General features: G+C 64.6%; 26 protein-coding genes. 17 read left to right on the top strand and 9 right to left on the bottom strand.

The annotated features are described in order from the left end of the window. Window positions 1–160 precede the first annotated feature (160 nt). Window positions 161–1,225: a transcriptional regulator GvmR gene (gene gvmR / locus PQQ51_RS25770; protein ID WP_408499724.1), complete on the top strand. Its 1,065-nt coding sequence runs from the start codon at window positions 161–163 to the stop codon at window positions 1,223–1,225. Between the two features lie 95 nt (window positions 1,226–1,320). On the opposite strand, the gene PQQ51_RS25765 is transcribed toward gvmR, so the two are convergent. From PQQ51_RS25765 to PQQ51_RS25740, 6 genes are all read right to left on the bottom strand, one after another. After that, a complete protein-coding gene (locus tag PQQ51_RS25765) occupies window positions 1,321–1,551 on the bottom strand; it encodes a DUF2795 domain-containing protein (protein WP_408499722.1) in 231 nt (76 codons plus the stop codon). 74 nt (window positions 1,552–1,625) lie between these two features. After that, entirely contained in the window at window positions 1,626–1,880 is a 255-nt protein-coding gene (locus tag PQQ51_RS25760) for a hypothetical protein (protein WP_408499720.1), read from the bottom strand. A gap of 272 nt (window positions 1,881–2,152) precedes the next feature. Next, entirely contained in the window at window positions 2,153–3,490 is a 1,338-nt protein-coding gene (locus PQQ51_RS25755; RefSeq protein ID WP_408499718.1) for a C45 family autoproteolytic acyltransferase/hydrolase, read from the bottom strand. Between the two features lie 148 nt (window positions 3,491–3,638). Beyond that, window positions 3,639–5,369, bottom strand: coding sequence for a ClcB-like voltage-gated chloride channel protein (locus PQQ51_RS25750; protein ID WP_408499716.1), 1,731 nt, complete (start codon window positions 5,367–5,369; stop codon window positions 3,639–3,641). Between the two features lie 49 nt (window positions 5,370–5,418). Then, complete coding sequence (locus PQQ51_RS25745) at window positions 5,419–6,156, bottom strand: glutathione S-transferase (protein ID WP_408499714.1); 738 nt, start codon at window positions 6,154–6,156, stop codon at window positions 5,419–5,421. A 142-nt stretch (window positions 6,157–6,298) separates the two neighbouring features. Next, on the bottom strand, window positions 6,299–7,384 hold the full coding sequence (locus PQQ51_RS25740) for a YeiH family protein (protein WP_408499712.1): 1,086 nt from the start codon (window positions 7,382–7,384) through the stop codon (window positions 6,299–6,301). A gap of 127 nt (window positions 7,385–7,511) precedes the next feature. Here PQQ51_RS25740 and PQQ51_RS25735 point away from each other — a divergent pair, with 127 nt between their 5' ends. The 8 genes from PQQ51_RS25735 (at window position 7,512) to PQQ51_RS25700 (ending at window position 15,317) form a co-directional block, all read left to right on the top strand. Further along, complete coding sequence (locus PQQ51_RS25735; RefSeq protein ID WP_408499710.1) at window positions 7,512–8,441, top strand: LysR substrate-binding domain-containing protein; 930 nt, start codon at window positions 7,512–7,514, stop codon at window positions 8,439–8,441. 171 nt (window positions 8,442–8,612) lie between these two features. Beyond that, the gene (locus tag PQQ51_RS25730; protein WP_408499708.1) at window positions 8,613–9,395 is read left to right on the top strand and encodes a sugar phosphate isomerase/epimerase family protein; all 783 of its coding nucleotides are present in this window, start codon (window positions 8,613–8,615) and stop codon (window positions 9,393–9,395) included. A gap of 170 nt (window positions 9,396–9,565) precedes the next feature. Further along, on the top strand, window positions 9,566–10,558 hold the full coding sequence (locus PQQ51_RS25725; protein ID WP_408499706.1) for a sugar kinase: 993 nt from the start codon (window positions 9,566–9,568) through the stop codon (window positions 10,556–10,558). Window positions 10,559–10,608: 50 nt separating this feature from the next. Beyond that, a complete protein-coding gene (locus tag PQQ51_RS25720) occupies window positions 10,609–11,898 on the top strand; it encodes an MFS transporter (protein WP_408499704.1) in 1,290 nt (429 codons plus the stop codon). Between the two features lie 4 nt (window positions 11,899–11,902). Then, window positions 11,903–12,877 carry a 2-hydroxyacid dehydrogenase gene (locus PQQ51_RS25715; protein ID WP_408499702.1) on the top strand — a complete coding sequence of 325 codons (975 nt, stop codon included), beginning with the start codon at window positions 11,903–11,905 and terminating at the stop codon, window positions 12,875–12,877. Next, on the top strand, window positions 12,874–13,935 hold the full coding sequence (locus PQQ51_RS25710; RefSeq protein ID WP_408499700.1) for a LacI family DNA-binding transcriptional regulator: 1,062 nt from the start codon (window positions 12,874–12,876) through the stop codon (window positions 13,933–13,935). Before PQQ51_RS25715 ends, PQQ51_RS25710 begins: the two co-directional genes overlap by 4 nt. A 148-nt stretch (window positions 13,936–14,083) precedes the next feature. Beyond that, the gene (locus PQQ51_RS25705; RefSeq protein ID WP_408499699.1) at window positions 14,084–14,899 is read left to right on the top strand and encodes a YhfC family intramembrane metalloprotease; all 816 of its coding nucleotides are present in this window, start codon (window positions 14,084–14,086) and stop codon (window positions 14,897–14,899) included. Window positions 14,900–14,948: 49 nt separating this feature from the next. After that, on the top strand, window positions 14,949–15,317 hold the full coding sequence (locus PQQ51_RS25700) for a DUF3022 domain-containing protein (protein ID WP_408499698.1): 369 nt from the start codon (window positions 14,949–14,951) through the stop codon (window positions 15,315–15,317). A 62-nt stretch (window positions 15,318–15,379) separates the two neighbouring features. Here PQQ51_RS25700 and PQQ51_RS25695 read toward each other — a convergent pair whose 3' ends face one another. Together PQQ51_RS25695 and PQQ51_RS25690 are read right to left on the bottom strand one after the other, a co-directional pair. Further along, complete coding sequence (locus tag PQQ51_RS25695; protein ID WP_408499697.1) at window positions 15,380–15,817, bottom strand: PGDYG domain-containing protein; 438 nt, start codon at window positions 15,815–15,817, stop codon at window positions 15,380–15,382. A gap of 112 nt (window positions 15,818–15,929) precedes the next feature. Then, the gene (locus PQQ51_RS25690) at window positions 15,930–16,442 is read right to left on the bottom strand and encodes a Spy/CpxP family protein refolding chaperone (protein WP_408499696.1); all 513 of its coding nucleotides are present in this window, start codon (window positions 16,440–16,442) and stop codon (window positions 15,930–15,932) included. Between the two features lie 188 nt (window positions 16,443–16,630). On the opposite strand from PQQ51_RS25690, the gene PQQ51_RS25685 reads away from it, so the two are divergent. From PQQ51_RS25685 to PQQ51_RS25675, 3 genes are all read left to right on the top strand, one after another. Further along, on the top strand, window positions 16,631–17,515 hold the full coding sequence (locus PQQ51_RS25685) for a LysR family transcriptional regulator (RefSeq protein WP_408499695.1): 885 nt from the start codon (window positions 16,631–16,633) through the stop codon (window positions 17,513–17,515). Between the two features lie 145 nt (window positions 17,516–17,660). Beyond that, complete coding sequence (locus PQQ51_RS25680) at window positions 17,661–18,113, top strand: Lrp/AsnC family transcriptional regulator (RefSeq protein WP_408499694.1); 453 nt, start codon at window positions 17,661–17,663, stop codon at window positions 18,111–18,113. 217 nt (window positions 18,114–18,330) lie between these two features. After that, window positions 18,331–19,428, top strand: coding sequence for a saccharopine dehydrogenase family protein (locus PQQ51_RS25675; protein WP_408499693.1), 1,098 nt, complete (start codon window positions 18,331–18,333; stop codon window positions 19,426–19,428). 118 nt (window positions 19,429–19,546) lie between these two features. On the opposite strand, the gene cydX is transcribed toward PQQ51_RS25675, so the two are convergent. Then, window positions 19,547–19,705, bottom strand: a complete 159-nt coding sequence (gene cydX, locus PQQ51_RS25670) for a cytochrome bd-I oxidase subunit CydX (protein ID WP_408499692.1) — start codon at window positions 19,703–19,705, stop codon at window positions 19,547–19,549. Window positions 19,706–19,881: 176 nt separating this feature from the next. Between cydX and PQQ51_RS25665 the strand changes: the two genes are divergently transcribed. The 5 genes from PQQ51_RS25665 to PQQ51_RS25645 all read left to right on the top strand — a co-directional run bounded on the left by PQQ51_RS25665 (window position 19,882) and on the right by PQQ51_RS25645 (window position 25,748). Next, entirely contained in the window at window positions 19,882–20,322 is a 441-nt protein-coding gene (locus tag PQQ51_RS25665) for a hypothetical protein (protein WP_408499691.1), read from the top strand. Window positions 20,323–20,469: 147 nt separating this feature from the next. Beyond that, window positions 20,470–21,447, top strand: coding sequence for a magnesium/cobalt transporter CorA (corA, locus tag PQQ51_RS25660; protein WP_408499689.1), 978 nt, complete (start codon window positions 20,470–20,472; stop codon window positions 21,445–21,447). A gap of 400 nt (window positions 21,448–21,847) precedes the next feature. Beyond that, window positions 21,848–22,810: a sugar ABC transporter substrate-binding protein gene (locus PQQ51_RS25655; RefSeq protein ID WP_408499688.1), complete on the top strand. Its 963-nt coding sequence runs from the start codon at window positions 21,848–21,850 to the stop codon at window positions 22,808–22,810. A 293-nt stretch (window positions 22,811–23,103) separates the two neighbouring features. Further along, on the top strand, window positions 23,104–24,696 hold the full coding sequence (locus PQQ51_RS25650) for a sugar ABC transporter ATP-binding protein (RefSeq protein WP_408499687.1): 1,593 nt from the start codon (window positions 23,104–23,106) through the stop codon (window positions 24,694–24,696). Then, on the top strand, window positions 24,696–25,748 hold the full coding sequence (locus PQQ51_RS25645) for an ABC transporter permease (RefSeq protein ID WP_408499685.1): 1,053 nt from the start codon (window positions 24,696–24,698) through the stop codon (window positions 25,746–25,748). The genes PQQ51_RS25650 and PQQ51_RS25645 overlap by 1 nt, the downstream gene beginning before the upstream one ends. The last annotated feature ends 67 nt before the right edge of the window (window positions 25,749–25,815 follow it).

The following is a 25,815-nucleotide window of genomic DNA, read 5'->3' as shown; positions in this document are numbered from 1 at the left end:
GCGTCGCGAACCTGTCCGGATTGTCATCTTCGAGTCAGGGTTGGGACATGGTCGGCTAGCTACAATCGGATCGTTGGGCAACCTGCGCGCGCGTTGCGGTGCGGGTCGATAGAGGCGGCAGCGTCGCGCCGGCCCGGCTTTACCGAGGCAGGAGTCGTCCATGAATCAATTGCAGTCGATGCGCGTATTCGTCAAGGTGGCCGACCTCGGCAGTTTTGTCGGCGCGGCCCATGCGCTGGATCTGTCCACAGCAGTCGTCACACGGCACGTCGCCGATCTCGAAGGGCGACTCGGCACCCGCCTGCTCAATCGCACCACGCGCCGTCTTTCGCTGACCGAATCCGGCACCACCTATCTCGAGCGCGTGCGTCACATTCTCGACGACCTCGAAGGCGTCGAGCAAATGGTGGTCGCACGCAATCACGAGCCGGTCGGCACCCTGCGCATCGTCGCGCCAGTCGTGTTCGGGCTGCACAGCCTCGCACCGGTCGTGCAGTCGTATGCGGCGCGCTATCCGGATGTCGTGCCGGATGTGACGCTGGTCGACCGTCATGTCGATCTGGTTGAAGAGAGCTTCGATGTCGGCATTCTGGTGGCGCGGCAAATGCGCAGCGCAAGCATCGTCACGCGGCGTTTGACCACCGGCAACATGACGGTCTGCGCGACACCCGCGTATTTGCAGGAACACGGCATGCCGACCCGCCCCGAGGATCTGCTGGCGCATCCCTGTCTGAGTCGGCCATCCGAGCAGACCGGCGACGAACGCGTGTTCACAGGACCAAACGGCGAAGTACGCGTGCGACCCAATAACGCGATCGCTGCTAACAACACCGAGATGCTGCGGCAGTTCGCGCTGCTCGGCATGGGCGTGGCGATTCTGCCGAGTTATCTGATCGGTCGCGATCTGGCTTGCGGGCGGCTCGTGCCGCTGCTCGGCGAATATCGTCTGCCGCAGATCGAAATCACGATTGCGTATCCGAGCCGGTTGCACTTGCCGGCGAAAGTGCGGACCTTCATCGATCACCTGGTCGAGTACTTCCAGCAGAACGGCGATGCGCCCGCTCGCGAGCCGCACAGCTTCGCACCGGCGCGCGCGGCAGCCGCCGGGTCGCCGGCGTACGCCGCTGATCTGCCCGCGTCGGCGTTGCCCTGTGAAGTGGCACAACCCGGGCGACCTGCGCGTAAGGTCGCGCAAGCGCGTTTCGCGGCGTCTTCGCCGGTTTGAGGTGTGAGGGATGACGCGCCGGGTACCGGCGCGTATTTATGAGTGACCGCAGGGGCGGCGGCCACTTCAACGGAAAGCCCGTGCCGGCGACAACCTTAGCCGCCCAACCCTGGCCCGTAATTCCCGCCCACGAGTTGCGTAACGGATGCCGCGTCGTTGTAATCCTGTTCGGGCAGTCCATCCAGCATCGACACCAGTTCATTACTCGCGCCGGCTTCGCGCGCGGCGTCGACGAGTGCGTCCTTGTTGGCCGGGAAGCGGACTTCGCGCAGAAGGTCGGCGATCTGCAGGTCGATGGATTCGTCGGGAAAAGCCGATGCGGTCATGCAAGCGCTCCTGTTATTCGAAGGGGAAGGGTGCCGCTCGCCGCTGTCACGTACGCGCCTGCCATCGCCACGCATCAGGTCTGCAGGCGCTCGTTCTGGCCGCTAAAACTACGGTCGAGATGTCGCGACTTGGGCAGCGCGATATGGTCCCACTGCTGCGGAAGATTGTCTTGCGTCGCAGCGACATCGGGTGCCGACGGCGCGACGGGCGCGGCGTTGGCGCGTTCGGCCAGGCTATTGGCGGTCGTGCTGTCCGGCGCGGTGTGAACCGGCGCGGCAAAACACGAGGCTGACAGCGTCACCATGATCAACAGCGTCGAGGTTTTCATCGCCCGACCTCCTAAGCTCATGCGGCGCTATCGAGTGAGCAAGCGCTGTGCCGTCCCCGCGTCGAAGAAACGGCCAGTATGCGCGTGGCTTGGCTGCTTGCGGCCACGCGCATCTAACCATGTTAGATGCGCAAATCCTGCCGCGCACGGACAAATCCGGCAAAACGCTATTGTAGATTTCGCATGATGGCAGGAAAAAGACAGCGGCGTCGCGAACGGTCGTGCGGGGCGTCGCTGCGGCGTGGCATGGTCACGTCACTGCACGGTAGCCCCTAGCGCAGCACCTCGAACCGCGTCCACGGCCATGAAGGCCGGTCGCGCATATAGCCGTTCAGCCAGTTCCACTGCGGATGGCGCTTCATGAACGCCTGCGCGTCGAACGGCCGCCCGCAGGGATGACCCCAGCGCGCGCTGAACGCCATGTTGCGCGCCATGTCGCTGTCGACCACTTTGCCGTCGTTGGCGCCCCACGGATTGAACGGCCCGTGGTCGGTGCCGCCGAAGCGCGCGTCGTCCAGTTCCAGATGCCCGCAGATCGTGCGCGAACACGGATTGTCGCTGCGGTCCAGATACACGTCGTGATGGTCGGCGATCATCTGCTTCGCGAGCTCGACGTCGATCCTGCCGTAATGCATTTCTTCGAGCTGCATGAAGCGCAGCCGCCGCGCGCCGTTCTTGCGCACGTCCGTATAGTCTTCGCCTTCGCCGATGCATTCCTGGTTGCGGATCTTCAGATCGGTCGCGGTGTTGTAGCCGCTGTAGAAGCCGTCTTTCGTGCTCTCGAAGCCCGAGTGGTGCAAGCCCAGTTCATAGCGCGCGATCTCGCCGGTTTTGGCGTCGCCGAGCAGCCAACTGTTCGCATAGCCGCCGTTGTTGGCGATCGTGAACATTTCGCACCATTCGCCGATGTCCTTCGCATACTGCGACGCGCGCCGCGAACGGTAAAACTCCGGCGCGCCCGCAGCGTTATAGCCGACGAAGTTCGAGATCGTGGTTTCGGTGACCATCAACCCGGCGCCCGTCACCCAGAAATCGGTCAGGCTGGAAATGCAGCCGGGCAGTCCTTGCATCAGGATGCGATTGCCGCGGTCCGGCACGATGTCGAAGATCACGTTGAACGCGTCGCCGGCGGCGTAACGGTCCCACGAGTTGTGCGCCATCACGATGCGGCCGTCGCGCGTCGCATTGCCGGTCGCGACGAACGCGCTGCAATGATGGCCGCGCCGCCCGCGCCAGGGTTTCACGCCGAGGTTCGGCTGGCGCGCCGCCGCGTGGCTCGGCCACCAGCTTTGCAGCAGATCCATGTAGCCGTTCCACGCGAGCACTTCGGCGAACGGCAATCTGGCGCCGTCGGCGATGCCCTGGATTTCGTCGGCGAATTCGGTGTCGAGCTGGTTGGCGAACTGCGAGACGGCGGCGTTCACGAAGGTGTCGAACTCTTCGCCGGTGTCCCACTTCGCGAGGTAGCGTGCGGTGCGGATCGCGTTGTGGATTTCAGTGGCGAGCAACTGGCCGTGCTGTTCGCCGCGATCGTACGGCTCGCCTTCGATATGCAGAAAAATCCAGCCCGCCTGGTCGCGGCGTGTGGCATCGAGGGACGGTTCGCTCATCTTCGCTCCGGTCGAAGGGCGGGCGTTGGGGACACCCGTCTGGGTGCGCCCGCCTGGCGTAACGCGCGCTGCGGGCGTTTCGCCGCAGCGTTTGATTCATTGTAGGAAATCGCGCGCGCTTTGCATCGGGCGATCCGCCGGCGCTTGTCTAGCGCACCGGATTCATCCGGAAGTAGGCGTCGAGCAAGGAGGTCTTGTACACCACGCCCGCGAGCTTCGGATTCGCCGCGCTCTCGATCACCGGCAGCCGTTCGCCCTGAAACGCCATGAAATGCTGAAGCGCGACGCCGAGCGGCATATCGGGCGTCAGCACGTCGAAATGGCGCAGGTAATCCACTGCGGTTTTCGCCGAAGTATCGCGTTTGTCGAGCAGGTCGGACGTGATGTCCTTCAGCGCGACCACGCCGAGAAACGCGCCGGAGTCGTTGGCGACATACAGATACTTGACCGGATATTCGAGGAACACGCGGGTCATGTCCTGCACGCTCGCGTTCGGCGGCACGACGGTTTGCGCGGGGCGGATCAGTTCGCGCATCTGCGTCGCGCGCAGCCGTGTGCGTTCCTGTTCGTCGCGATTGCGGCGCAGCGTGATTTCGTACATCGAGGTTTTGCCGATCGCGCGCGACACGAAATACGCGACCACGCACGACAGCATCAGCGGCAGCACCACCTGATAGCTGAGCGTCATCTCAAAGATCATCATGATCGCCATCAGCGGCGCCTGGGTTGCGCCCGCGAGGAACGCGCCCATTCCGACCATCGCATAAGCGAACGGCGCGGAGGTGCCATGCGGCCACACCGCATGCATGACCTGGCCGAACAGCGAGCCGAGCACCGCGCCGAAGAACAGCGTCGGCGTGAACACACCGCCGATCGCGCCCGACCCGGCGGTTGCCGCCGTCGCGATCAGTTTGAACACCAGTACGAGGACGAGCGCGCTCCACGTCCACGGCGAATGCAGGATCGAATTGACGACGCTATAGCCGTTGCCCCACACCTCGGGCGACCACACCGACAGAATCCCGACCACGAGGCCGCCCAGCGCGAGCCGGATCGGCAGCGGCAAGGGCAGCTTGCGAAAGCCCGCTTTGGAGACGTCGAGCAAGCGCAGGAATTGCGGTGCGGCCGCGCCGCAAATCAGCCCGAGCGCGACGAACAGCAGCACTTCGAGGCCCGCCACCGGCGGAAACACCGGCATCTCGTACGGCGGCTTGTAGCCGGTGAACTCGCGCATCGTGATGTTGGCGACCACGGCCGACACGACCACCGGCCCGAAACTTTCCATCGCGATGGAACCGAGCACGATCTCGGTGACGAAAAACGCGCCGGCGATCGGCGCGCTATACGCCGACGTGATCCCCGCCGCCGCGCCGCACGCGACGAGCAGCCGCAGACGCGGCGGATCGAAATGCACCCAGCGGCCGATCAGCGACGCGACCAGCGCCGCCAGTTGCACCATCGGACCTTCGCGGCCGATCGACCCGCCGCTCGAAATCGTGAACAGCGACGACACGCTGCGCCACAGACTGAGCTTGACCGGCACCACGCCGTCGCCGATCGCGACCGCTTCCATGTAGTCGATGTGATCGCATTTATCAGCGTAACGGCGCGCGATCAGCAGGAAAAAACCGGCGATCAGACCGCCCACCGCTGGCATCCAGATGCGTACGGTCCACGGTTGGCTGCGCGCCATTTCGACGAAGCCGCCGGACTTGCCGACCGCCGCCAGTTGCAGCAGCGCAATGCCTTCCCGAAAGGCGATCGTCGCGAACGCGCCCGCCACGCCGACCACCACCGACCACACCAGCATCGTGTGCGCATCGGACAAACGGAACAATTGTTGGGCGCGGGTGCGCAGCTTCAGCAGGAAAGAAAGCACGTCGGCAAGGGGAGCGGTGGTGGGTGAAGGGAGGGCGCGGCGCCATGAGTCAGGTCGCCGCCTTGTCGAGTTCCGGATAGTGCCGGAAGATGCAGGCCTCGTTATGCTCGATGCGCCGGTCGGACTCGAGATACGCGGCGATGTTCGGCCGCGCGATCACCGCGTCGTGCAGCGCGGCGAGCCGCGGATAGTGTTCGCCGAAGCGCTTCAGCGCACGGGGAAACGCGTACAGCAGGCCGTCGATCAACTGGAACATCGAGAGGTCGACGTAGGTGAGCGCGGCGCCGACGAGGAACGCGTCGCCGTCTGGATTCTGCTTCAGCACGCGCTCGAAGTAGCCCATGAACTTTGGAATGCGATTGTCGATGAAGTCGTGCGCGCGCACCTTGGCCGCGTCTTTCTGGTCTTCGTAGTAGAGACCGCTGGCGAGCGGATGATGCGTGTCGTGCGCTTCGGTGACCACGTCCGCGATTGTCAGTTGCAGGCCGTTCGCGACATAGCGCAGGTCTTCCGAGCGGGGCGCGAGACCGAGCTTCGGCCCGAGGTAAAAGAGAATGTTGGCGGTCTGCGCGATCACCAGATCGCCGTCTTTCAGAAACGGCGGTGCGAACGGAGGATGCGGCTCGTCGCGGCTGTTCAGCACGGCCATCATCGCGCTCGTGCCGAGACCGTCGGACTTCGCGCCGCGCGCTACTTCCACATAGTCGGCGCCGGCTTCTTCCAGCGCCAGCCGCACGAATTCGCCGCGGCCTTGCAGGCCGTCCCAGTAGTAAAGTTCCAGGCTCATCGATCGATCCTCATTCCGGTTGCGTGAACAGGTTGGCGTGAACTGGCACTAGCAACCAGTATGCCGTGCGAGTCCGCCGGAATGTTTGTCTGAACGCACAAAACCCCGCGCGCGGCGGGGTTCGATCGAGGGCGGGGACGGCTTAGCCGAGCAGGTGCTGGACGGCCCATGTAATTCCCAGTCCGCCGACGATCAGCCATACGTACAGGATCAGCCCGGTGGTCAGCGCGCGAGGGCCCGCCTGACGGATCTGCGAGATACGCGTTTCGATGCCGAGTGCGGTCATGGCCATCGTGAGCGCGAAGGTGTCGAGCGTATTCAGCGTGCTGGTCGCGCTTTCCGGCAGCACGTGCAGCGAATTGATCACGACAAAGCCGAGGAAACCGAGCGCGAACCACGGAATCGCCAGCTTGCGCGCGGCGCGCGGTTGGCCGTCGTCGGCGCCGGCCGTGGTCGCGCCGCGCGGCGAACGGTTCACCCACATGCCGACCGCGAGCAGCACCGGCACCAGCAGCATCACGCGCGTCATCTTGACGATGGTGGCAATGTGCGTCGCTTCCGGGCTCACGTTGCTGGCCGCGCCGACGACTTGCGCCACTTCGTGGATCGTGCCGCCGAAGAACAGTCCCGCGCCGACCGTATCCAGATGCAGCCAGCCCGCATTGAACAGCACCGGGTAGAGGAACATCGACAGCGTGCCGAACAGCACGACGCTGCCCACCGCCATCGCGCTCTTGTGCGGCTTCGATTGCAGTGTCGATTCGAACGCGAGCACGGCGGCCGCGCCGCAGATCGCGCTGCCCGCGGCGGTCAGCAGGGCCGTGTCGCGATCGAGCTTCATGATCTTCATGCCGGCCCACGTGCCGATCACCAGCGTGCTGACGACGATCAACACCGATTCCGCGAGACCCGGCAGGCCGACTTGCGCGATCTCCTGCAAGCTCACGCGCAGGCCGAAAAACGCGACGGCGATCCGCAGCAGCTTGCGCGCGGAAAAGTTGACGCCGGCCGCCCAGCTCTCGGGCACGCCGTCACGCAGCGCATTGCCGTAGAGGGCGCCGGCGACGATACCGACGATCAGCGGGCTCAGGCCCAGGCCGGCGATCGCCGGGATCTGCGCGATGCGGGTCACGGCGGCGGCGAACAGCGCGACGAACAGAATGCCGTTGAGCTGGCCGCGGGTGGTAGATCCCGGTGTAGCGGAAGCGGTGAGGTGAGCGGTGGACATGGCGTGGCGCCTTCCTGTGACTGTGTGACGGACTTGATTCGACGGGTCTAATCCTAAAGTAGATATATCGATATGAAAAATCATGATTTAGAATGTGAAATATCGGCCAATCTGATAGTTTCATGCCATGACCCCCGATCAACTTATAACGTTTGCCGCCGTCGCCGAGCATCGCAACATCAGCCGGGCGGCTTTGGCGCTGCATCTGTCGCAGCCGGCCGTGTCCGGACAATTGCGTCAGTTACAGGAGGAGTTCGGCGAGCCGCTTTATCAGCGCGACGGCCGCGGCGTGCGTCTCACGCCTGCCGGCGAGCAACTGGCGAGCTATGCGATGCGGCTGCGCGATACGTGGCGGCAGGCGCACGCGTATCGCGACGCGCTGCGCGGGCTTGAGCAGGGCACGTTGCGGATCGGCGCGAGCACTACGCCGGCGAGCTATCTGCTGCCGTATCTGATCGCCGATTTCCGGCGCCGCTATCCGGACGTGACGCTGCATACCGCGGACGGCAATACCAGCGAGATCGTCGGCGCGCTCGGGTCGGTGGATATTGCGATGATCGAAGGGCCGGCCGGCGGGGAGTTGCCGCCGGACACCGCTGTACACGCGTGGCGGGAGGACGAGATTGTCGCGATCATGCCGGCTGGGCATCCGCTGGCGCAGGGAGGGGGGGATTCGGTTTCGGTTTCCGACTTCGGCAACGGCAACGGCGCCCGGCGCGTGGAATTGGCGGCGCTCGGCGCCCAGCCGCTGGTGTTGCGCGAAGCCGGCTCGGCCGTGCGACAGATCGTCGAGCGCGCGTTCGCGCGGGCCGGCGTGCCGATGCGCGTGGCGCTGGAAATTGCGGGGGTAGAAGGGGTTAAGGAAGCGGTGCGGGCAGGCATGGGCATCGGCTTTGTTTCAGCGATGTCGATGCGCCACGAAGACGCCGCGCTGAGGCTGTTTTCACTGAGTCCCGAGCCGTTGACGCGGCGGCTGTCGATTCTGGTCCCTCATGCGAGCGCGCCGTCCCGGGTGGTTGAGCAATTTCTTGCGTTGTGTCTCGCTGAGGCGGTTTGAAACTGAGTGAGCCGCCCGCCGATGCCCGCGCCTGGGGATTTCCACTATGGTGCATCGAGGCGGGCTCGGCGCACTATTCGGTCATCCAAAGCGCTGCGGCGCTTTTTTTCAGCAAAGATTTGGAACCGGTTCCAAGCGCGGTTTCCAGAAGAAGAACAGAGTAAATTCGACATGGCTGACGCAATCGAGGTGGTAATCGTGGCAAGTGCGTTCGGGATGGACGCGGTTCGCTCGGGCGGTCATGCCAGATGGGCAAACGTCGCAGCGAAAGCCGGCGCGAGCGGTTTCGAAGTGCGCCGCGAACTGTTCGCCGACGAAGCCGACGCCGCGCCGCAGGCGCTGCGTACGTTGGGCCAGTCGATTGCGGAAGCCGGCTTGTGGTCGGTCTATTCGACGCCCGATTCGCTGTACACGAGCGAAGGCCGGCTCGATCGCGCCGCATTGCGCCGGGCACTCGACGAAGCCACCGCGCTCGGCGCCCGCTTCGTGAAGCTGCAACTCGGTGGCTTTGCCGGGGACGCGCAGGGCGCGCAGGCCGCGCTCATCGCCGACGACACGCGTGGTGCGAAAGTGCGGCTCGTGGTCGAGAACGGCCAACTGGCCGAAGGCGGTTCGCTCGCGCAATTCACCGGCCTCTTCGACGCGTTGACGCGCGAAGATCGTGCGGGCGTGCTCGGTATGACCTTCGACATCGGCAACTGGGCGTGGCGCGAAGTTGCGCCGCTCGATGCCGCGAAGCTGCTGGCGGCGCACGTCGAATACGTCCACTGCAAGACGGCGGTGGGCGAGGGCGCGCGGCGTTTCCCGGCCGCTCCCGCCGCGGACGATCCGCAATTCACCGCGGTACTGAACAACCTGCCGCGCGATGTGCCGCGCGGCATCGAATTTCCGTTCGATACGCAGCGTATCGAAGCGGACGCGACGCGTTACGTCGCGTGGCTGGCCGCCGCGTGAGCGGCGCGTAGGACCTGAGAGCAGTGACAAAAGCGCGCGGCGAGCGAGACCGGATGCGCGCGACAACAAACGCAGAAACGCAGAAACGCAGAAACAAGGCGCCGCAGTCCACAGCGATTCAAATGTACACCCCGCCTAACCCGCAGCAACGAAACACGCAGGAGCGAAGCATGAGCAACCCAGGCGCAGCACTCGACGTCGTCACCTACGGTGAAGCGATGGCCATGTTCGTGGCCGCCGAGACCGGCCCGCTCGCGGGTGTCGGGCAATTCACGAAGCGCGTCGCGGGCGCCGACCTGAACGTGGCGATCGGCCTTTCGCGACTCGGTTTCAAGGTGGGCTGGATGAGCCGCGTCGGCAACGATTCGTTCGGCCAGTACGTGCGCGACACGCTGACGAAAGAGCGCATCGACCAGCGCCGCGTGATCACCGACGAACGCTACCCGACCGGCTTTCAACTGAAATCGAAGAACGACGACGGCAGCGATCCCGCGATCGAATATTTCCGCAAGGGCTCGGCCGCGAGTCATCTGTCGCTGGAGGACTATGCGGCGGACTATGTGCTGGGCGCGCGTCATCTGCATCTGACCGGCGTCGCGCCGGCGATCTCGGCCAGTTCGCGCGAACTGGCGTTCCATCTGGCACGTGAGATGCGTGCCGCAGGCAAGACGATTTCGTTCGACCCGAATCTGCGGCCGACGCTGTGGCCGTCGCGCGACGCGATGGTGGACGGCTTGAATTCGCTGGCCGCGTTGGCCGACTGGGTGCTGCCCGGCATCGGCGAAGGCGAGATCCTGACCGGCTACACGCAACCGGACGACATCGCGAAGTTCTATCTCGAGCGCGGCGCGCGCGGTGTGATCATCAAGCTCGGCGCGCAAGGCGCGTACTTCCGCACCGCCGACGACGCCGCGGTGATCGCCGGTCAACCGGTCGCGAAGGTGGTGGACACGGTCGGCGCAGGCGATGGTTTCGCGGTCGGCGTAGTGAGCGCGCTGCTCGAAGGCAAGCCGCTGCCGTACGCGGTGGCGCGCGGCAACCGGATCGGCGCGCTGGCGATTCAGGTGATCGGCGATTCGGAAGGACTGCCGAGCCGCGCGGAACTGGATGCGCTGGAAGCGGCGGATGCGGCGAGCGCGCCACGTACCGCGGCGGTTGCCTGAAGCGCTGGGAAGAACGGCGCAAAGAACGGCGCAACAAATCGGAGACACCTATGACCTCATCGCTTGCGATTCGCCGTTGGTGGACGATCATGCCGATCGTCTTCATCACCTACAGCCTCGCCTACCTCGACCGCGCGAACTTCGGCTTCGCGTCGGCAGCCGGCATCAACCAGGATCTCGGCATCAGCAAAGGGCTGGCGTCGCTGATCGGCGCGCTGTTCTTCCTCGGCTATTTCTTCTTCCAGATTCCCGGCGCGATCTACGCCGAACGCCGCAGCGTCAAGAAACTGGTGTTCTGGAGCCTCGTGCTGTGGGGCGGTTGCGCGTCGCTCACGGGCATGGTCAGCAATATTCCGTCGCTGATGGTGATCCGCTTCGTGCTCGGCGTGGTCGAAGCGGCGGTGATGCCCGCGATGCTGATCTTCATCAGCAACTGGTTCACCAGAAGCGAGCGCTCGCGCGCCAACACCTTCCTGATTCTCGGCAATCCGGTGACGGTGCTGTGGATGTCGGTGGTGTCGGGCTATCTGGTGCACTCGTTCGGCTGGCGTCACATGTTCATCGCCGAAGGCGCGCCCGCGATCCTGTGGGCGATCTGCTGGTGGTTCATCGTCAAGGACAAGCCGCAGCAGGTGTCGTGGCTCACGCAGCAGGAGAAGGACGAACTCGCCGAAACGCTGCGCGCTGAGCAGGCCACGATCAAGCCGGTGCGCAATTACAGCGAAGCGTTCCGCACGCCGGCCGTGATCAAGCTCAGCGCGCAGTATTTCTGCTGGAGCATCGGCGTGTACGGTTTCGTGCTGTGGTTGCCGTCGATCCTGAAGAACGGTTCGACGCTCGGCATGGTCGAAACCGGTTGGCTGTCGGCGCTGCCTTATCTGGCCGCGACCATCGCGATGCTTGCAGCGTCATGGGCATCGGATAAACTCGAGCGCCGCAAACTGTTCGTATGGCCGTTCCTGTTGATCGGCGCGGTGGCGTTCGCGGCATCCTATGCGCTCGGCTCCACGCACTTCTGGCTGTCGTACGCGTTGCTGGTGATCGCCGGCGCCGCGATGTACGCACCCTACGGGCCGTTCTTCGCGATCGTGCCGGAACTGCTGCCGAAGAACGTCGCGGGCGGCGCGATGGCACTGATCAACAGCATGGGCGCGCTCGGTTCGTTCGTCGGCTCGTATGTGGTCGGCTATCTGAACGGCGCGACCGGCTCGCCCGCGGCATCGTATGCATTCATGAGCGTGGCGCTCGTCGCCGCGGTGATCCTGACGCTGGCCGTCAAGCCGCAACAGCAGGACTCGGCCCACGCGCGCACGCTCGCCACACCGTTGCAAGGAAAATAAGCTGATGAAGAAGATCGTCGCCTGGAAGTCGTTGCCCGAGGATGTCCTCGCGTATCTGCAACAGCACGCACAGGTCGTGGAGGTCGATCCGGGCCGGCACGACGCGTTCGTCGCCGCGTTGAAAGACGCGGACGGCGGCATCGGTTCGAGCGTGAAGATCACGCCGGCGATGCTTGAAGGCGCGACGCGTCTGAAGGCGTTGTCGACGATCTCGGTGGGCTTCGACCAGTTCGACGTCGCCGATCTCACGCGCCGCGGCATCGTGCTCGCGCACACGCCGGACGTGCTGACCGAGTCCACCGCCGACACGGTGTTCTCGCTGATCCTGGCGTCGGCGCGCCGTGTGGTCGAATTGGCCGACTGGGTCAAGGCCGGGCAGTGGACGCACAGCATCGGCCCGGAACATTTCGGCGTCGACGTGCAGGGCAAGACGCTCGGCATCGTCGGGCTGGGGCGCATCGGCGGCGCGGTTGCGCGGCGCGCGGCGCTCGGCTTCAACATGAAGGTGCTCTACACGAACCGCAGCCCGAACGCGCACGCGGAGCAGGCCTACGGCGCGCGTCGCGTCGAGCTGGCCGAGTTGCTCGCGAGCTCGGACTTCGTCTGTCTGCAGGTTCCGCTGACGCCCGAGACGAAGCACCTGATCGGCGCGGCCGAACTCAAGTCGATGAAGAAGAGCGCGATCCTGATCAACGCGTCGCGCGGCGCGACCGTCGACGAACCGGCGCTGATCGAGGCGCTGCAAAACGGCACGATTCACGGCGCGGGTCTCGACGTGTTCGATACCGAGCCGCTGCCGGCCGACTCGCCGTTGCTGACATTGCCGAACGTGGTCGCGCTGCCGCACATCGGTTCGGCGACGCACGAAACCCGCCACGCGATGGCGCGCAACGCGGCGGAAAATCTGGTCGCGGCGCTCGACGGCACACTGGCCGTCAACATCGTCAATCGCGACGTGCTGAACGCGCCGAAAAAATGAGTGCGTCGCCTGGGGTCACGGCGCGCCGCGCGACGATCACCGATGTCGCGCGCGAAGCCGGCACCGGCAAGACCAGCATCTCGCGCTATCTGAACGGCGAGTTGAGCGCGCTGTCGCCCGAACTGCGCGCGCGCATCGAGACGGCGATCGAGCGGCTCGACTATCAGCCGAACCAGATGGCGCGGGGTCTGAAGCGCGGCCGCAATCGGCTGATCGGGATGCTGCTCGCCGACCTGACGAATCCGTACACCGTCGAAGTGCTGCAAGGCGTGGAGGCGGCCTGTCATGCGCTCGGCCTGATGCCGCTGATCTGCCACGCGGCCAACGAAGTCGAGATGGAGCGCCGCTATCTGCAACTGCTGACCACGTATCGCGTGGAAGGTGTGATCGTCAACGCGCTCGGCGTGCGGGAAGAAACACTGCGGCCGGTCGGTGGCGGCGGGATTCCGGCGGTGCTGGTCGACCGTTCGGTGGACGGGCTCGTAACCGATATGGTCGGCCTCGACAACCGGGCCGCGGCGGAGCTCGGCACGCGGCATTTGCTGGACAACGGCTTCGACGATATCTGGTTCGTCGTGCAACCGTTCGAGCAGGTCAGCTCGCGACAGTTGCGCGAAGCGGCGTTTCGCGACGCGATGGCTCGGGTGAACGGTGCGGGCGGTCATGTTCGTGGCCATACGCTCGTGCTGAATCTCGCGGACCAGCAAGCAGTCGAGCGCGGCCTCGCCGAACTGGACCAGGCGATCGATGCGGCCGGCGCCCCCGGTCGCGCGAATCGCATCGCACTCTTCGCGGCCAACGGGCCGGTCGCGCTGTGCCTCGCGCTGCATCTGAAAGCGCGCTACGGCACGCAGTGGCAGGCACGCGTCGCGCTGCTGTCGATCGACGATCCCGAATGGGCCGAGTTGACCGGCGTCACCACGATCCGCCAGCCGACCTACGAGATCGGCTACCGTGCGGTCGAGTTCCTGCACGAGCGCATCGAGGGTGTTCAGACCACGGCGCGCGATTGTCTGCTGCCCGGCGAATTGATCGTTCGCGCTTCGACTCTGCGTTGAATTCACGGTCGAATCTCGTTGAGTTCGCACCGGGTTCGCACCGAATTCTCGTCGAGTTTCTTCCCGGTTTGCGCCGACTTCGCGCTGATCTGCGATCATTCGGGCTGCGGCGCGCAGCGGGTGCGCGCCGGACATCGCAAGGAAACTCATGGTTGTTGCACCGCTTACCCTGTCGAGCCTCGCCCTCGCGACGCTTTTTGTCGCCGCTTTACCCTTCCTGATCTACCGCCGTCTGCGCCGGCCGCTCGCGTTGAATCCGCGCGACGCGATCGCCGGCATCGCCGTGTTCGCGCTGTTCGCGATGGTGATCGAGCGCGCGCTGAACGATTTCGTGCTGCATCGAAACGAGGCGACTGCCGCCTTCCTGTCGAATCCGCTGGCGTTCGTCGTGTACGGCGCATTGGCCGCGGGTGTTTGCGAGGAAGTGGGGCGCTTCATCGGCATGCGTCTGCTGCTCAAACGCGCGGCGGCGAAACCCGGTTTCGACGCCCGCGCGACGAGCGGCGACGGCACCGCGCTCACCTACGGCCTCGGGCATGGCGGCGCGGAAGCGTGGCTGGTCGGCGTGCTGGTGCAGATTCAATGGATCCTGTTCGCGGTCTTCGAAAATCGCGGCGAACTGGACGGCTACCTGAGCAATCTGCCGACCGACGCGATCATGCGCATCCACATGATTCTCGCCAGCCTGACGCCGCAGACGGCCGGTATTTTTGCACTCGAACGGGTGGCCGCGCTGGTGTTCCAGATTGGCCTCTCGGTGTTGATGTGGCGTGGCGTGCGCGCGGGCTGGCGCGGTATCCTGCCGCTCGCGATCGTGTTGCATGCATTGGTCGACGTGCCGGCCGCGCTGTTCCAGGCGAACCTCGTGCCGCTCGCGGCGGTGGACGGCGTCTATGCGGTGGGCGCGGTAATCGTGACGGGCGTGCTGTTCAGAACGTTCCGACGCCCCGCGCGGGCCGCATGATGAGCCTGCAACGCAAGTCATCGACGATCCTCTAATTTCGGCTCATCCCATGGAAGAAGCTTACCAATACGACTGCGCGAACCCGGAGTTCGAGGAGTTGGCGCGCGTCATCAGCGATCTGTTCCCGGAGCAGACGCAATTCATCCAGCGCGCGGCCGACGATGTGCCGCCGACGTTGGCGATTCACTGGGTCGCGATGCGCTTCGGTTCGACCGCGCGCCGGATCGTGATGACCGTGGTGGTGACGCCGCCCGCGCTCGCGCGTTACCGTGCGTTACCGGCACGGCTGCGCGGACGGAGTTTTGCGGTGTTGCGCGCGTATGTGGAAGCGAGCATCGGCTCGCTCGAAGAACAGTATGCGAACGGCGAGGCGGTGCCGAAGGAAGTGACGGTCGATCTGGGCGACGAGTTTGCTTAGGATGCAGGTGTTGAGAGGCGACGCTCGAACGACACCGGGCGTCGACCCACATCGATCAGCATTTACTCCACGCGCCGATAAACCTTCGCGAAGCGGGCCGCCTGGACCACGCCGTAATCGCCAGGCGCGTATTGCATGATCCAGTCGCCGGCGGTGCCGTGCAGCACGTCGCCGCCTTGCGCGGAGCGCGCCATCGAGAAGGCTTCATGCATCTGTTTCGCGAGCAGCACCGCGGGGCGGTTGCGGTACGGACCCGGTTCGCCGTGAGCGAGAGCGGCATCCACCGGCAGATATTTGGCGTCGAAGCGTTCGCGTGAAACGACCCAGCGGTCGCCTGTCGATCCTGTGATCAGCGCGTCGCCGTGAGCGTAGCGGTTCGGGCCTTCGAGGCTCATCAGCTCGCCTTCGGCAGCCGCGAATTCCACCATGACGGTTTCGTCTTTGATGACGCGCAGTGCGGCCGCGTCGGTGCGGAGGTCGATGTTTTTCAGTTCGGTCATGGCGGTATTGTAATCGCCATGGATTGCGGGCCGTGCGTAGCGCATAACCCGATACGCTACGCACGCATCTTCAGCCCGCTTGATTCTTCATCAATGCTTCACCAACGCTTCATCAAGGCTTCACGTCGGCGTCGCTAGCGGGCGCTGCCTTGCCGGCGCGCTTTCCGTGATGCTGCGCACGGCCACCGCCTGCCACGCCGCCCGGTTGATGGAACGTCACGTCAGCGAGTTTCTTCTGCTCCGGCGAGAAGCTGCTGTACAGCGGATCGAACGCGTCGACCAGTTTCTTCATGCCGTCAGCATGGGCCTGCGTGATGTCCGCGTACTGCTTCATGTCGTCGATTGCCGACAGGTTGCCCGACGCCTTGCGCTGCTGGAACAACTGGCCCATCGTCTGGCCGTTGTTGCGCATCACGTCCGCGAACGCATTCCATTGCGATTCCTGCGCCGACGTGATCTTCAACTGCGTGTGCAGATAGGCGATGCGGTCTTCGACATTGCGCTCGTGGCCGGCCTTGGCGGCGGGTGCCGAGGCGCTCGCCGGCGCCGCTGCGGGCGCGGGGGTTTGTGCGAACGCGCCGCTCATTGCGATGGCGGAGGCCAGCATTACCAGTGCTTTTTTCATCGAAACTCCTGATGTCTGTTCGAATTGGGACAAGGCGAGCATGGCGAGCGGCCCACGCTGCATTCGCTTTCGGCGTGCAAGGCGGCCGGCTGCCCACTTCGCCGTCGCCGCTATTAATATCACGTTATCCCTACAATGCGAATGCAGTGCGACAAACGCTTACAACCGAAACCAACAGGAAATAGCGGGTGGATAAATTCGTCAGCATGGAGATCTTCGTTGCGGTCGTCGAAGCGGGCAGCCTGACTGCGGCGGCCGAACGTTTCGACATTTCGTCGGCGATGGTGGGCAAACATATCCGCTCGCTCGAAACCCGGCTCGCGACGCGGCTTCTCACGCGCACCACGCGTCGTCAGAGTCTCACGGAAATCGGCCGGCAGTATTACGAGCAGTGCAGAAGGATTCTCACCGACGTGAAGGAAGCGGAGTCGCTCGCCGAAGCGATGGCGGCCGCGCCGCGCGGTCTGCTCAAGGTGACGGTGCCGCTGACTTATGGCGTCGAAGTGTTCGCGCCGGCCATGACCGACTATCTGAGCGCATGGCCGGACGTGAGCCTCGAACTCGATCTGTCGAACCGGATCGTCGATCTGGTGGAAGAGGGCTTCGACGCGTCGGTGCGGATCGGCCGTCTGCCGGATTCGAGTTTTGTCGCGCGGCCGTTGCGGCCTTACCGGATGCGAGCCTGCGCGTCGCCCGCGTATCTGGCGCGCGTCGGCACGCCGCGCACGCCGGCCGATCTGGTGCATCACGAATGCCTCGGATTTCTGCATTGGGGCCGCGAAGGCTTGTGGCGGCTAAACGGCGAGACCCAGGACGAAAACCAGTTGCGCGCCGGACGCTTTCGCGCGAACAACGGCCAGGCGCTCAAGGTGGCCGCGTTGCACGGCTTCGGGCTGGTGTTGCAGCCGGAGGTGTTGCTCGCGAAAGAGATCGCGAGCGGCGAACTGGTATCGGTGCTGGAAGACTATCTGCCGGACGGCGCACCGGTTAATCTGGTGTACCCGCGCGATCGCCGCGCCACGCGCAAGCTGAGCAGTTTCGTCGACTTCGTGGTCGAACGGTTCGGCATATGAGCGGCATTTGAAACCCGCGCGCGCTGTATGGGCGATGCATGTGCTTGAGCGCGACCCACCCGCGCTACACCACGAAAGCCCTCCGCCCCACGCCCCGAACGCGCGATAATCCGCTTCATTGCCGACCAACTTCCCCTTGCCCTCGATGAGACCACCGCGCCTCGATCAACTCGACGACCTCGACCGCAACCTCGTTGCATTGCTGCAGGCCAATGCGCGTGAGAGCGTCGCCCATCTCGCGCGTCAACTGGACGTGGCGCGCACCACGGTGATCGCGCGGATCGCGCGGCTCGAACGCAGCAACGTGATCGCGGGCTACAGCGTGCGGCTCGGCCAGGACGTGCTCGACTCGAGCATTCAGGCTTATGTCGGCATCATCATCGCCCCGCGACATGGGCCGGCCGTGCAGAAACGCCTCGGCAAGATGCCCGAGGTGCAGTTGCTGTGCGCGGTGAGCGGCGAGTTCGATTACGTCGCGTGGCTGCGCGCCGATTCGCCCGATCGGCTGAACGATCTGCTCGATCAGATCGGCGGACTCGAAGGCGTGGAGCGGACCACCACGTCGATTATTCTGGCGCGCAAGATCGACCGCGCATGACATGAATCTGCATACGGATTTTTTACGCCGTTTTTATATGTTTTCGACAGATCGACTAACTACTTCGTCATAACGTCGAGATTCATGGTCATAACGCAGCATTTTGTGCGTATGAACTGTTTTTGCTTCTCCCTAAACTGGGTGTCGAGGGTTCAGCCCGCCGCGCCGCGCTTCATGCGTGGCGCCCATCCCAGATCACACAACGGAGGAGAAGCTTATGAAAGTAGCCATCGTCGGTGCAGGTTTGATCGGCCACACCATCGCCCACATGTTGCGTGAAACCGGCGACTACGACGTCGTCGCCTTCGACCGGGACCAGCACGCGCTCGACAAGCTCGCCGCCCAGGGGATTCCGACGCGCCGCGTCGATTCCGCCGACGCCGCCGTGCTGCGCGCCGCGGTGCAAGGCTTCGACGCGCTCGTCAATGCGCTGCCGTATTACCTCGCGGTGAATGTCGCGGCGGCCGCGAAGGGCGCCGGCGTCCATTACTTCGATCTGACCGAAGACGTGCGCGCCACCCACGCGATCCGCGCGATCGCCGACGACGCCGAACACGCGTTCATGCCGCAATGCGGTCTCGCGCCGGGCTTCATCGGGATTGCCGCGCATGAGCTGGCGAACCGCTTCAGTGAAATCCGCGACGTGAAGATGCGCGTCGGCGCGCTGCCGGAGTTTCCGACCAATGCGCTGAAGTACAACCTGACGTGGAGCGTCGACGGCCTGATCAACGAATATTGCCAGCCGTGCGAAGCGATTCGCGATAGTCGCACGCAGTGGGTGCAGCCGCTCGAAGGCCTCGAACATTTCTCGCTCGACGGCACCGAATACGAGGCGTTCAACACGTCGGGCGGTCTGGGCACGTTATGCGAGACGCTGGCTGGCCGGGTCGAATCGCTCGACTACAAATCGGTCCGCTATCCAGGCCACCGCAACCTGATGCAATTCCTGCTCGAAGACCTGCGGCTGTCGAGCGACCGCGACAACCTGAAAAACATCCTGCGCCGTTCGGTGCCGTCCACCGCGCAGGACGTCGTGCTGGTGTTCATCACGGTGAGCGGCATGCGCGACGGTCAACTGGTGCAGGAAGTGTTCACCCGCAAGATCTTCGCGAAGACGGTGTGCGGTGTGCCGATGAGCGCGATCCAGATCACCACGGCTGGCGCGATGTGCGCGGTGCTCGATCTGTTCCGCGAACAGAAGCTGCCGCAAAAAGGCTTCGTGCGGCAGGAGCAGGTGTCGCTGCGCGACTTCCTCGCGAATCGCTTCGGGCAGTTGTACGAAGGAGAGTCGCTGGAGACGATGGCGACGGTTTGACACGCTGACACATTCACACAAACGCCCCACCTGCGTGGGGCGTTTTGCGTTAAACAACGAACCTTTGAAGTGACCGGACGGCGGCGCCGTCAAAGAGGGTTCGAGTGGAGGGCATGCGTCACGAAGACGCATCCTCGCGCGTGGGCGGCAGCGTGCCCGATGAATCGATGCGTTGCGGATCACGCGCGAATTTGCCGCCGGCCTCCAGCCACATCACATTGATGATGCCGAAGCCCAGTGCCACGCCGATGCCGAGAATCCAGGTGAAGTACCACATGACGGTCTCCTTGATCCGAGGGTAAATCCGCAGTGGCCGCCATGCTCACGCGGCCCCGTTTGCAGCGATCATGAACAGGAACGCGGCGCGGCGCAAGAGGATCCGACGAGCTTCGGCCGGCGTCACGCATCCATAAAAAGACGCACTAGCAGAACGAACCACCGGGAGACCCCACCATGCCGATGCGCCCGCACTTCCGCTGCAAGACCGTGCTGTACCTGCTGGCGACCGCGGCACTTGCCGGTTGCGCGGCGGCGCCCGCCGAGCCGGTGCCGTTCAGGGAGGTGCCCGCGGCGCGCATCGTCAAACCAGGCTACGCGCAGGCCGCCGCCGGACTGGTCGCCGTCGACGTACGGCGCGAACGCTCCCGCGATGTGATCGTGCGGTTTCGCGACGCGCTGGTGTATATCGACGGCGAGCAGGTCGCCGATCTGATGAACGGCGAACACGTGGTGTTCTATCTGAGTCCGGGCGTGCATCGGATCGGCGTTTCCACGCAATTCGATCCGGTTGTCGAGATGCGCTTCACGGTCACGGACGATACGCGCTACACGAACCGCGCGTCGGTCACATTCAACGACGACCACCGCATCGGCTTGCGCCGGGTCGCTCAATAGCGCCGGCGCTTAACAAATGGATACATGGGCTTCACGCGAAGCCCTTAACATGGCGACTACCGAGCAACCATCAACGCGGATCTGGCGCCTGGCTTACATCGCCTGCATGACTGGCCGTTTCCGCGTGCGCTTCCAGGGTAATCCAACATGCTGATCAATTGCGCCGCCTATCAGGACGGCCGAAAACTGGCTGACATCGAGATCGACAACATCAGCGACTATGTGGCGCGGCCCGAGTGCTTCGTCTGGGTCGCGCTGAAAGACCCGGGCCCCGACGAACTGGCGGTGATGAAGCACGAGTTCGGGCTGCACGAACTGGCGATAGAGGATGCGCAGAACGGCCATCAGCGTCCGAAGATCGAGGAGTACGGCGACTCGCTGTTCGCGGTGCTGCACACCGTCGAGATGGACGAGGCCGGTGAACTGCTGATCGGCGAAGTCGACGTGTTCGTCGGCCGCAACTATGTGCTGTCGGTGCGGCGCGGCACGCGCGCCGGTTTCCAGAACGTGCGGGAGCGCTGCGAACGCGAGCCGCAGTTGCTCAAGGAAGGTTCGGCGTTCGTGCTGTATGCGCTTGCCGACGACGTGGTCGATCGCTACTTTCCGATCATCGAGGCGTTGAACGCCGAGATCGAGGAACTGGAAGACCGCATTTTCGAGCGCAACAATTCGGTGGCTTCGCGCGCGATCATCGAAGACCTGTACCGGCTCAAACGCCGTCTCGTGATCCTGCATCATCACATCGCGCCTTTGCAGGAGGCCGTCAGCAAACTGACCGGCGGGCGCATCCCGAGCATTTGCGAAGGGATGCAGGCGTACTTTCGCGACGTTTACGATCATCTCGAACGGATCGTCAGGATTATCGACGGACGGCGCGAAATGGTGGTCACCGCGGTGCAGGTGAACCTCGGCATGATCTCGCTCGCCGAAAGCGAGGTGACCAAGCGGCTCGGCTCGTTCGCCGCGCTGTTCGCGGTGCCGACGATGATCGCCGGTATCTACGGGATGAACTTCCAGAGCATTCCCGAGTTGCACTACAAGTACGGCTATCCGGTTTGCCTCGCCGTGATGTTCACCGTCGACCTGCTGCTGTACTGGCGCTTCCGTAAAGCCGGCTGGCTCTGAAGCCGCGCCGGTGTCCGGCAGCGTGGCAGGCCCCCAGGTTCCAGGCGCTTGCAGGCGCTTGCAGGCTCACACCACCGCGTTGTCCCGGCTTGCACCGCGCGCAATAAAAGGCCAGCATAGGCGGCCCGCCGGCCGTCGAGCTTGCAGCCGGCGGGCCTTCGGCTACGCACGGACCGAGCGAGGGACTTTTGCCAGAACGCCGCCGGCCGGAGCGCGCACGTCGCGCGCCGGTTCGAATCGATCGACCGCGCCGCACCCGCGCATTTTCTGCGCACCGGTGCACTGCAACACCGCGAATCGTTGACAATTCCGACGGACTACGCTGAGAATAGGCCTCGCAAACGTTTGCGCGCCATCAAAAAAACGGCTCGTTCCTGAGCTGACAAACCTGGAGATATGCATGAGCCATCGCATCCGTCGCCGCATTCTGGCGGCCGCAGTCCTCGCCACCGTCACCGTTGCCTTGCCGTTTTCGTCCGCGTATGCGCAAACCGCGCCGGCTCATAAGCCGAAGGTCGCGCTGGTGATGAAGTCGCTCGCCAACGAGTTCTTCCTGACCATGGAAAACGGCGCGAAAGACTATCAGAAACACAATCCCGGCCAGTTCGACCTGATCACCAACGGCATCAAGGACGAAACCGATACCGCGAACCAGATCCGCATCGTCGAGCAGATGATCGTGTCGAAAGTCGACGCGATCGTGCTGGCCCCGGCCGATTCGAAGGCGCTGGTGCCGGTCGTCAAGAAAGCGGTGGATGCGGGCATCATCGTGGTGAATATCGACAACCGGCTCGACCCGGACGTGCTCAAGTCGAAAGACCTGAACGTGCCGTTCGTCGGCCCGGATAACGCGAAGGGTGCGCAAAAGGTCGGCGATTATCTGGCGAAGAAGCTGAAGTCGGGCGACGAGGTCGGCATCATCGAAGGCGTGTCGACCACCACCAACGCGCAGCAGCGCACCGCCGGCTTCAAGGCCGCGATGCAGACGGTCGGCGCGAAGGTCGTCTCGGTGCAGTCGGGCGAATGGGAAATCGACAAGGGCAACGCGGTCGCGTCGGCGATGCTCAACGAGTACCCGAACCTGAAGGCGCTGCTTGCCGGCAACGACAACATGGCGATCGGCGCGGTCTCGGCCGTGCGCGCGGCCGGCAAGCAGGGCAAGGTGCTGGTGGTCGGCTACGACAACATCGGCGCGATCAAGCCGATGCTGAAAGACGGCCGCGTGCTCGCCACCGCCGACCAGTACGCGGCCAAGCAGGCCGTGTTCGGGATCGATACCGCGCTGAAGGCGCTTAGCGAGCACAAGAAGCAGTCGGATTTGTCCGGCGTGGTGGAAACGCCGTGCGATCTGGTGACGAAGTAAGCAGCGCGCAGTAAAACCCGGGCTCGCAGATTCGCGCTCAAGCCCTTTGCCCGCTAAGTGTGCGGCAAGCCGGCGCGAATTTGCGTCAATTCAATAAACGCTCAAGAAACCTGCCGCGCCGCCGTTAATTCCAGAGGTAAGCGTCATGACGGCGGCTGCGCGGCGGGAGGGTGCGTGGCCGGAAACGCCCGCGCATTCCGCGCATTGGGCCGGCATGACACGTGGCGCCGGTCGCCGCGTCATTCGAGCGAATCGCATGACGCCGCGCCGTCCGCCCCGGAACCAGGATTGCGATGGATTCAACCGACCAAGACGCGTTGCCTGCCGTGTTATCAGTCGCCGGCATCGGCAAAACCTATGCCGAGCCGGTACTCGCCGACGTATCGCTGTCGCTGCGCGCCGGTGAGGTGTTGGCGCTGACCGGCGAGAACGGCGCGGGCAAAAGCACGTTGTCCAAGATCATCGGCGGACTCGTCGAGCCGACCACCGGCACGATGCGCCTCGGCGGCGCGCCGTACACGCCGGCCAGCCGCACCGAAGCCGAAGCGCTTGGCGTACGCATGGTGATGCAGGAGCTGAATCTGCTGCCGACGCTGTCGGTCGCCGAAAACCTGTTTCTGAATCGCCTGCCGCAGGGCGGCGCGTTCCGTTTCGGCTGGATCGACCGCCGCAAACTGCGCGAGGACGCGCGTGTCGCGATGGCGCAAGTCGGGCTCGACGCGATCGATCCCGACACGCTGGTCGGCGAACTCGGCATCGGGCATCAGCAGATGGTGGAGATCGCGCGCAATCTGATCGACGACTGCCGCGTGCTGATCCTCGACGAGCCGACCGCGATGCTGACCGCGCGCGAAGTGGACCTGCTGTTCGAGCAGATCGACCGCCTGAAGGCGCGCGGCGTGGCGCTCGTCTACATCTCGCACCGGCTCGAGGAACTCGCGCGGGTGGCCGAGCAGATCGCGGTGCTGCGCGACGGCCGGCTGGTCAAGGTCGACGCGATGGCCAATCTGACCAGCGACCAGATCGTCACGTGGATGGTGGGCCGCGAACTCGGCGAGCGGATCGATCTGGGCGTGCGCAACATCGGTGCGCCGCGTCTGAAGGTGGACAAGCTCACGCGCGGCAAGGCGGTGCGCGACGTGTCGTTCGAAGTGCGGGCCGGCGAAATTTTCGGCATCAGCGGACTGATCGGCGCGGGCCGCACCGAGCTGATGCGGCTGATTTACGGCGCCGACCAGAAAGACAGCGGCACCGTGTCGCTCGCCGCGCGGCCGGGCGATACGCCCACGCCGGTGCAGATCGCGTCGCCGTCGGACGCGGTGCGCGCCGGCATCGCGCTGATCACCGAAGACCGCAAAGGCGAGGGGCTGCTGCTGCCGCAACCGATCGCGGCCAACGTGTCGCTCGGCAATATCGGCAGCGTGGCGCGCCACGGTGTGGTCGATGCGAAGCGCGAGAACGCGCTGGCGCAGAAGCAGATCGACGCGATGCGGATTCGCAGTTCGGGTCCCGCGCAGATCGTCGGCGAACTGTCGGGCGGCAACCAGCAGAAGGTCGTGATCGGCCGCTGGCTCGCGCGCGACTGCGGCGTGCTGTTATTCGACGAACCTACGCGCGGCATCGACGTCGGCGCGAAGTTCGATATTTATGGCTTGATGGGCGCGCTGGCCCGGGAAGGGCGCGCGCTCGTCGTGGTGTCGAGCGACCTGCGCGAGCTGATGCTGATCTGCGACCGGATCGGCGTGATGTCCGCGGGCAGCATGACGGGGGTTTTCGAGCGCGACAGCTGGTCGCAGGATGCGTTGCTGGCCGCGGCTTTTGCCGGCTACCGCAGCCGCGAAGCGTTGCTGCACACCCCCGACACCACTGAAGCAGGGAGTCTCTGATGACCGATCAATCGTTGCGCAAGGCAGAAGAAGGCAAGGCGGGCACGGGCAATGTCACCAACGTCACGCCGCCGCCCGATCCGTCCGCGCCGCTCGCGAGCGGCAAACCGGCCGGCACGCGGCTGGGCTTTTCAAATTACCTGGGTCTGGCCGGCGCACTGCTGGCGATGATCGTGCTGTTTTCGCTGCTGAGTTCGCATTTCCTCACGTACGACACGTTCAGCACGATCGCCAATCAGATTCCCGATCTGGTCGTGATGTCGGTGGGCATGACTTTCGTGCTGATCATCGCCGGGATCGATCTCTCGGTGGGCTCGGTGCTGGCGCTGGGTGGGTCGGTGGTGAGCGTGGCGGCGCTGAAGTGGGGCTGGGGACCGTTTCCGTCCGCGTTGCTCGGTGTGGCCGCAGCCGCGCTGACCGGCACGATCACCGGCGCGGTGACGGTGGGCTGGCGGATTCCGTCGTTCATCGTGTCGCTCGGCGTGCTCGAGGCGGCGCGCGGCATGGCATATCAGATGACGAATTCGCGCACCGCGTATATCGGCGATGCATTCGACTTTCTGTCGAATCCGATCGCGCTCGGCATCTCGCCGGCCTTCCTGATCGCGGTCGCGGTGATGATCGTCGCGCAACTGGTGCTCACGCGCACGGTGTTCGGCCGCTATCTGGTCGGCATCGGCACCAACGAGGAAGCGGTGCGGCTCGCGGGCGTCAATCCGCGGCCTTACAAGGTCATCGTGTTCGCGCTGATGGGCGCACTCGCGGGGCTTGCCGCGCTGTTCCAGATTTCGCGGCTGGAAGCGGCCGACCCGAACGCGGGCCAGGGTGTGGAGCTGCAGGTGATCGCGGCGGTGGTGATCGGCGGCACGAGCCTGATGGGTGGGCGCGGCTCGGTCATCAGCACGTTCTTCGGCGTGTTGATCATCTCGGTGCTGGCGGCCGGCCTCGCGCAGATCGGCGCGAACGAGCCGACCAAGCGGATGATCACCGGCGCGGTGATCGTGGTGGCGGTGGTGCTGGATACGTATCGCAGCCGCCGCAAACGGGTCTGACGGCGGGCGGTAGCGATAATAAGCAGTCGAAGTTGGGCGGGTCGCAAAAAACGCGGCAAAAAACATA

This window comes from Paraburkholderia xenovorans, assembly GCF_046030735.1.
In the GTDB taxonomy this organism is placed as follows: Bacteria; Pseudomonadota; Gammaproteobacteria; order Burkholderiales; family Burkholderiaceae; genus Paraburkholderia; species Paraburkholderia xenovorans_A.
The sequence above is the reverse complement of the archived record's forward strand: the minus strand, read 5'-3'. Positions and strand labels throughout refer to the sequence as shown.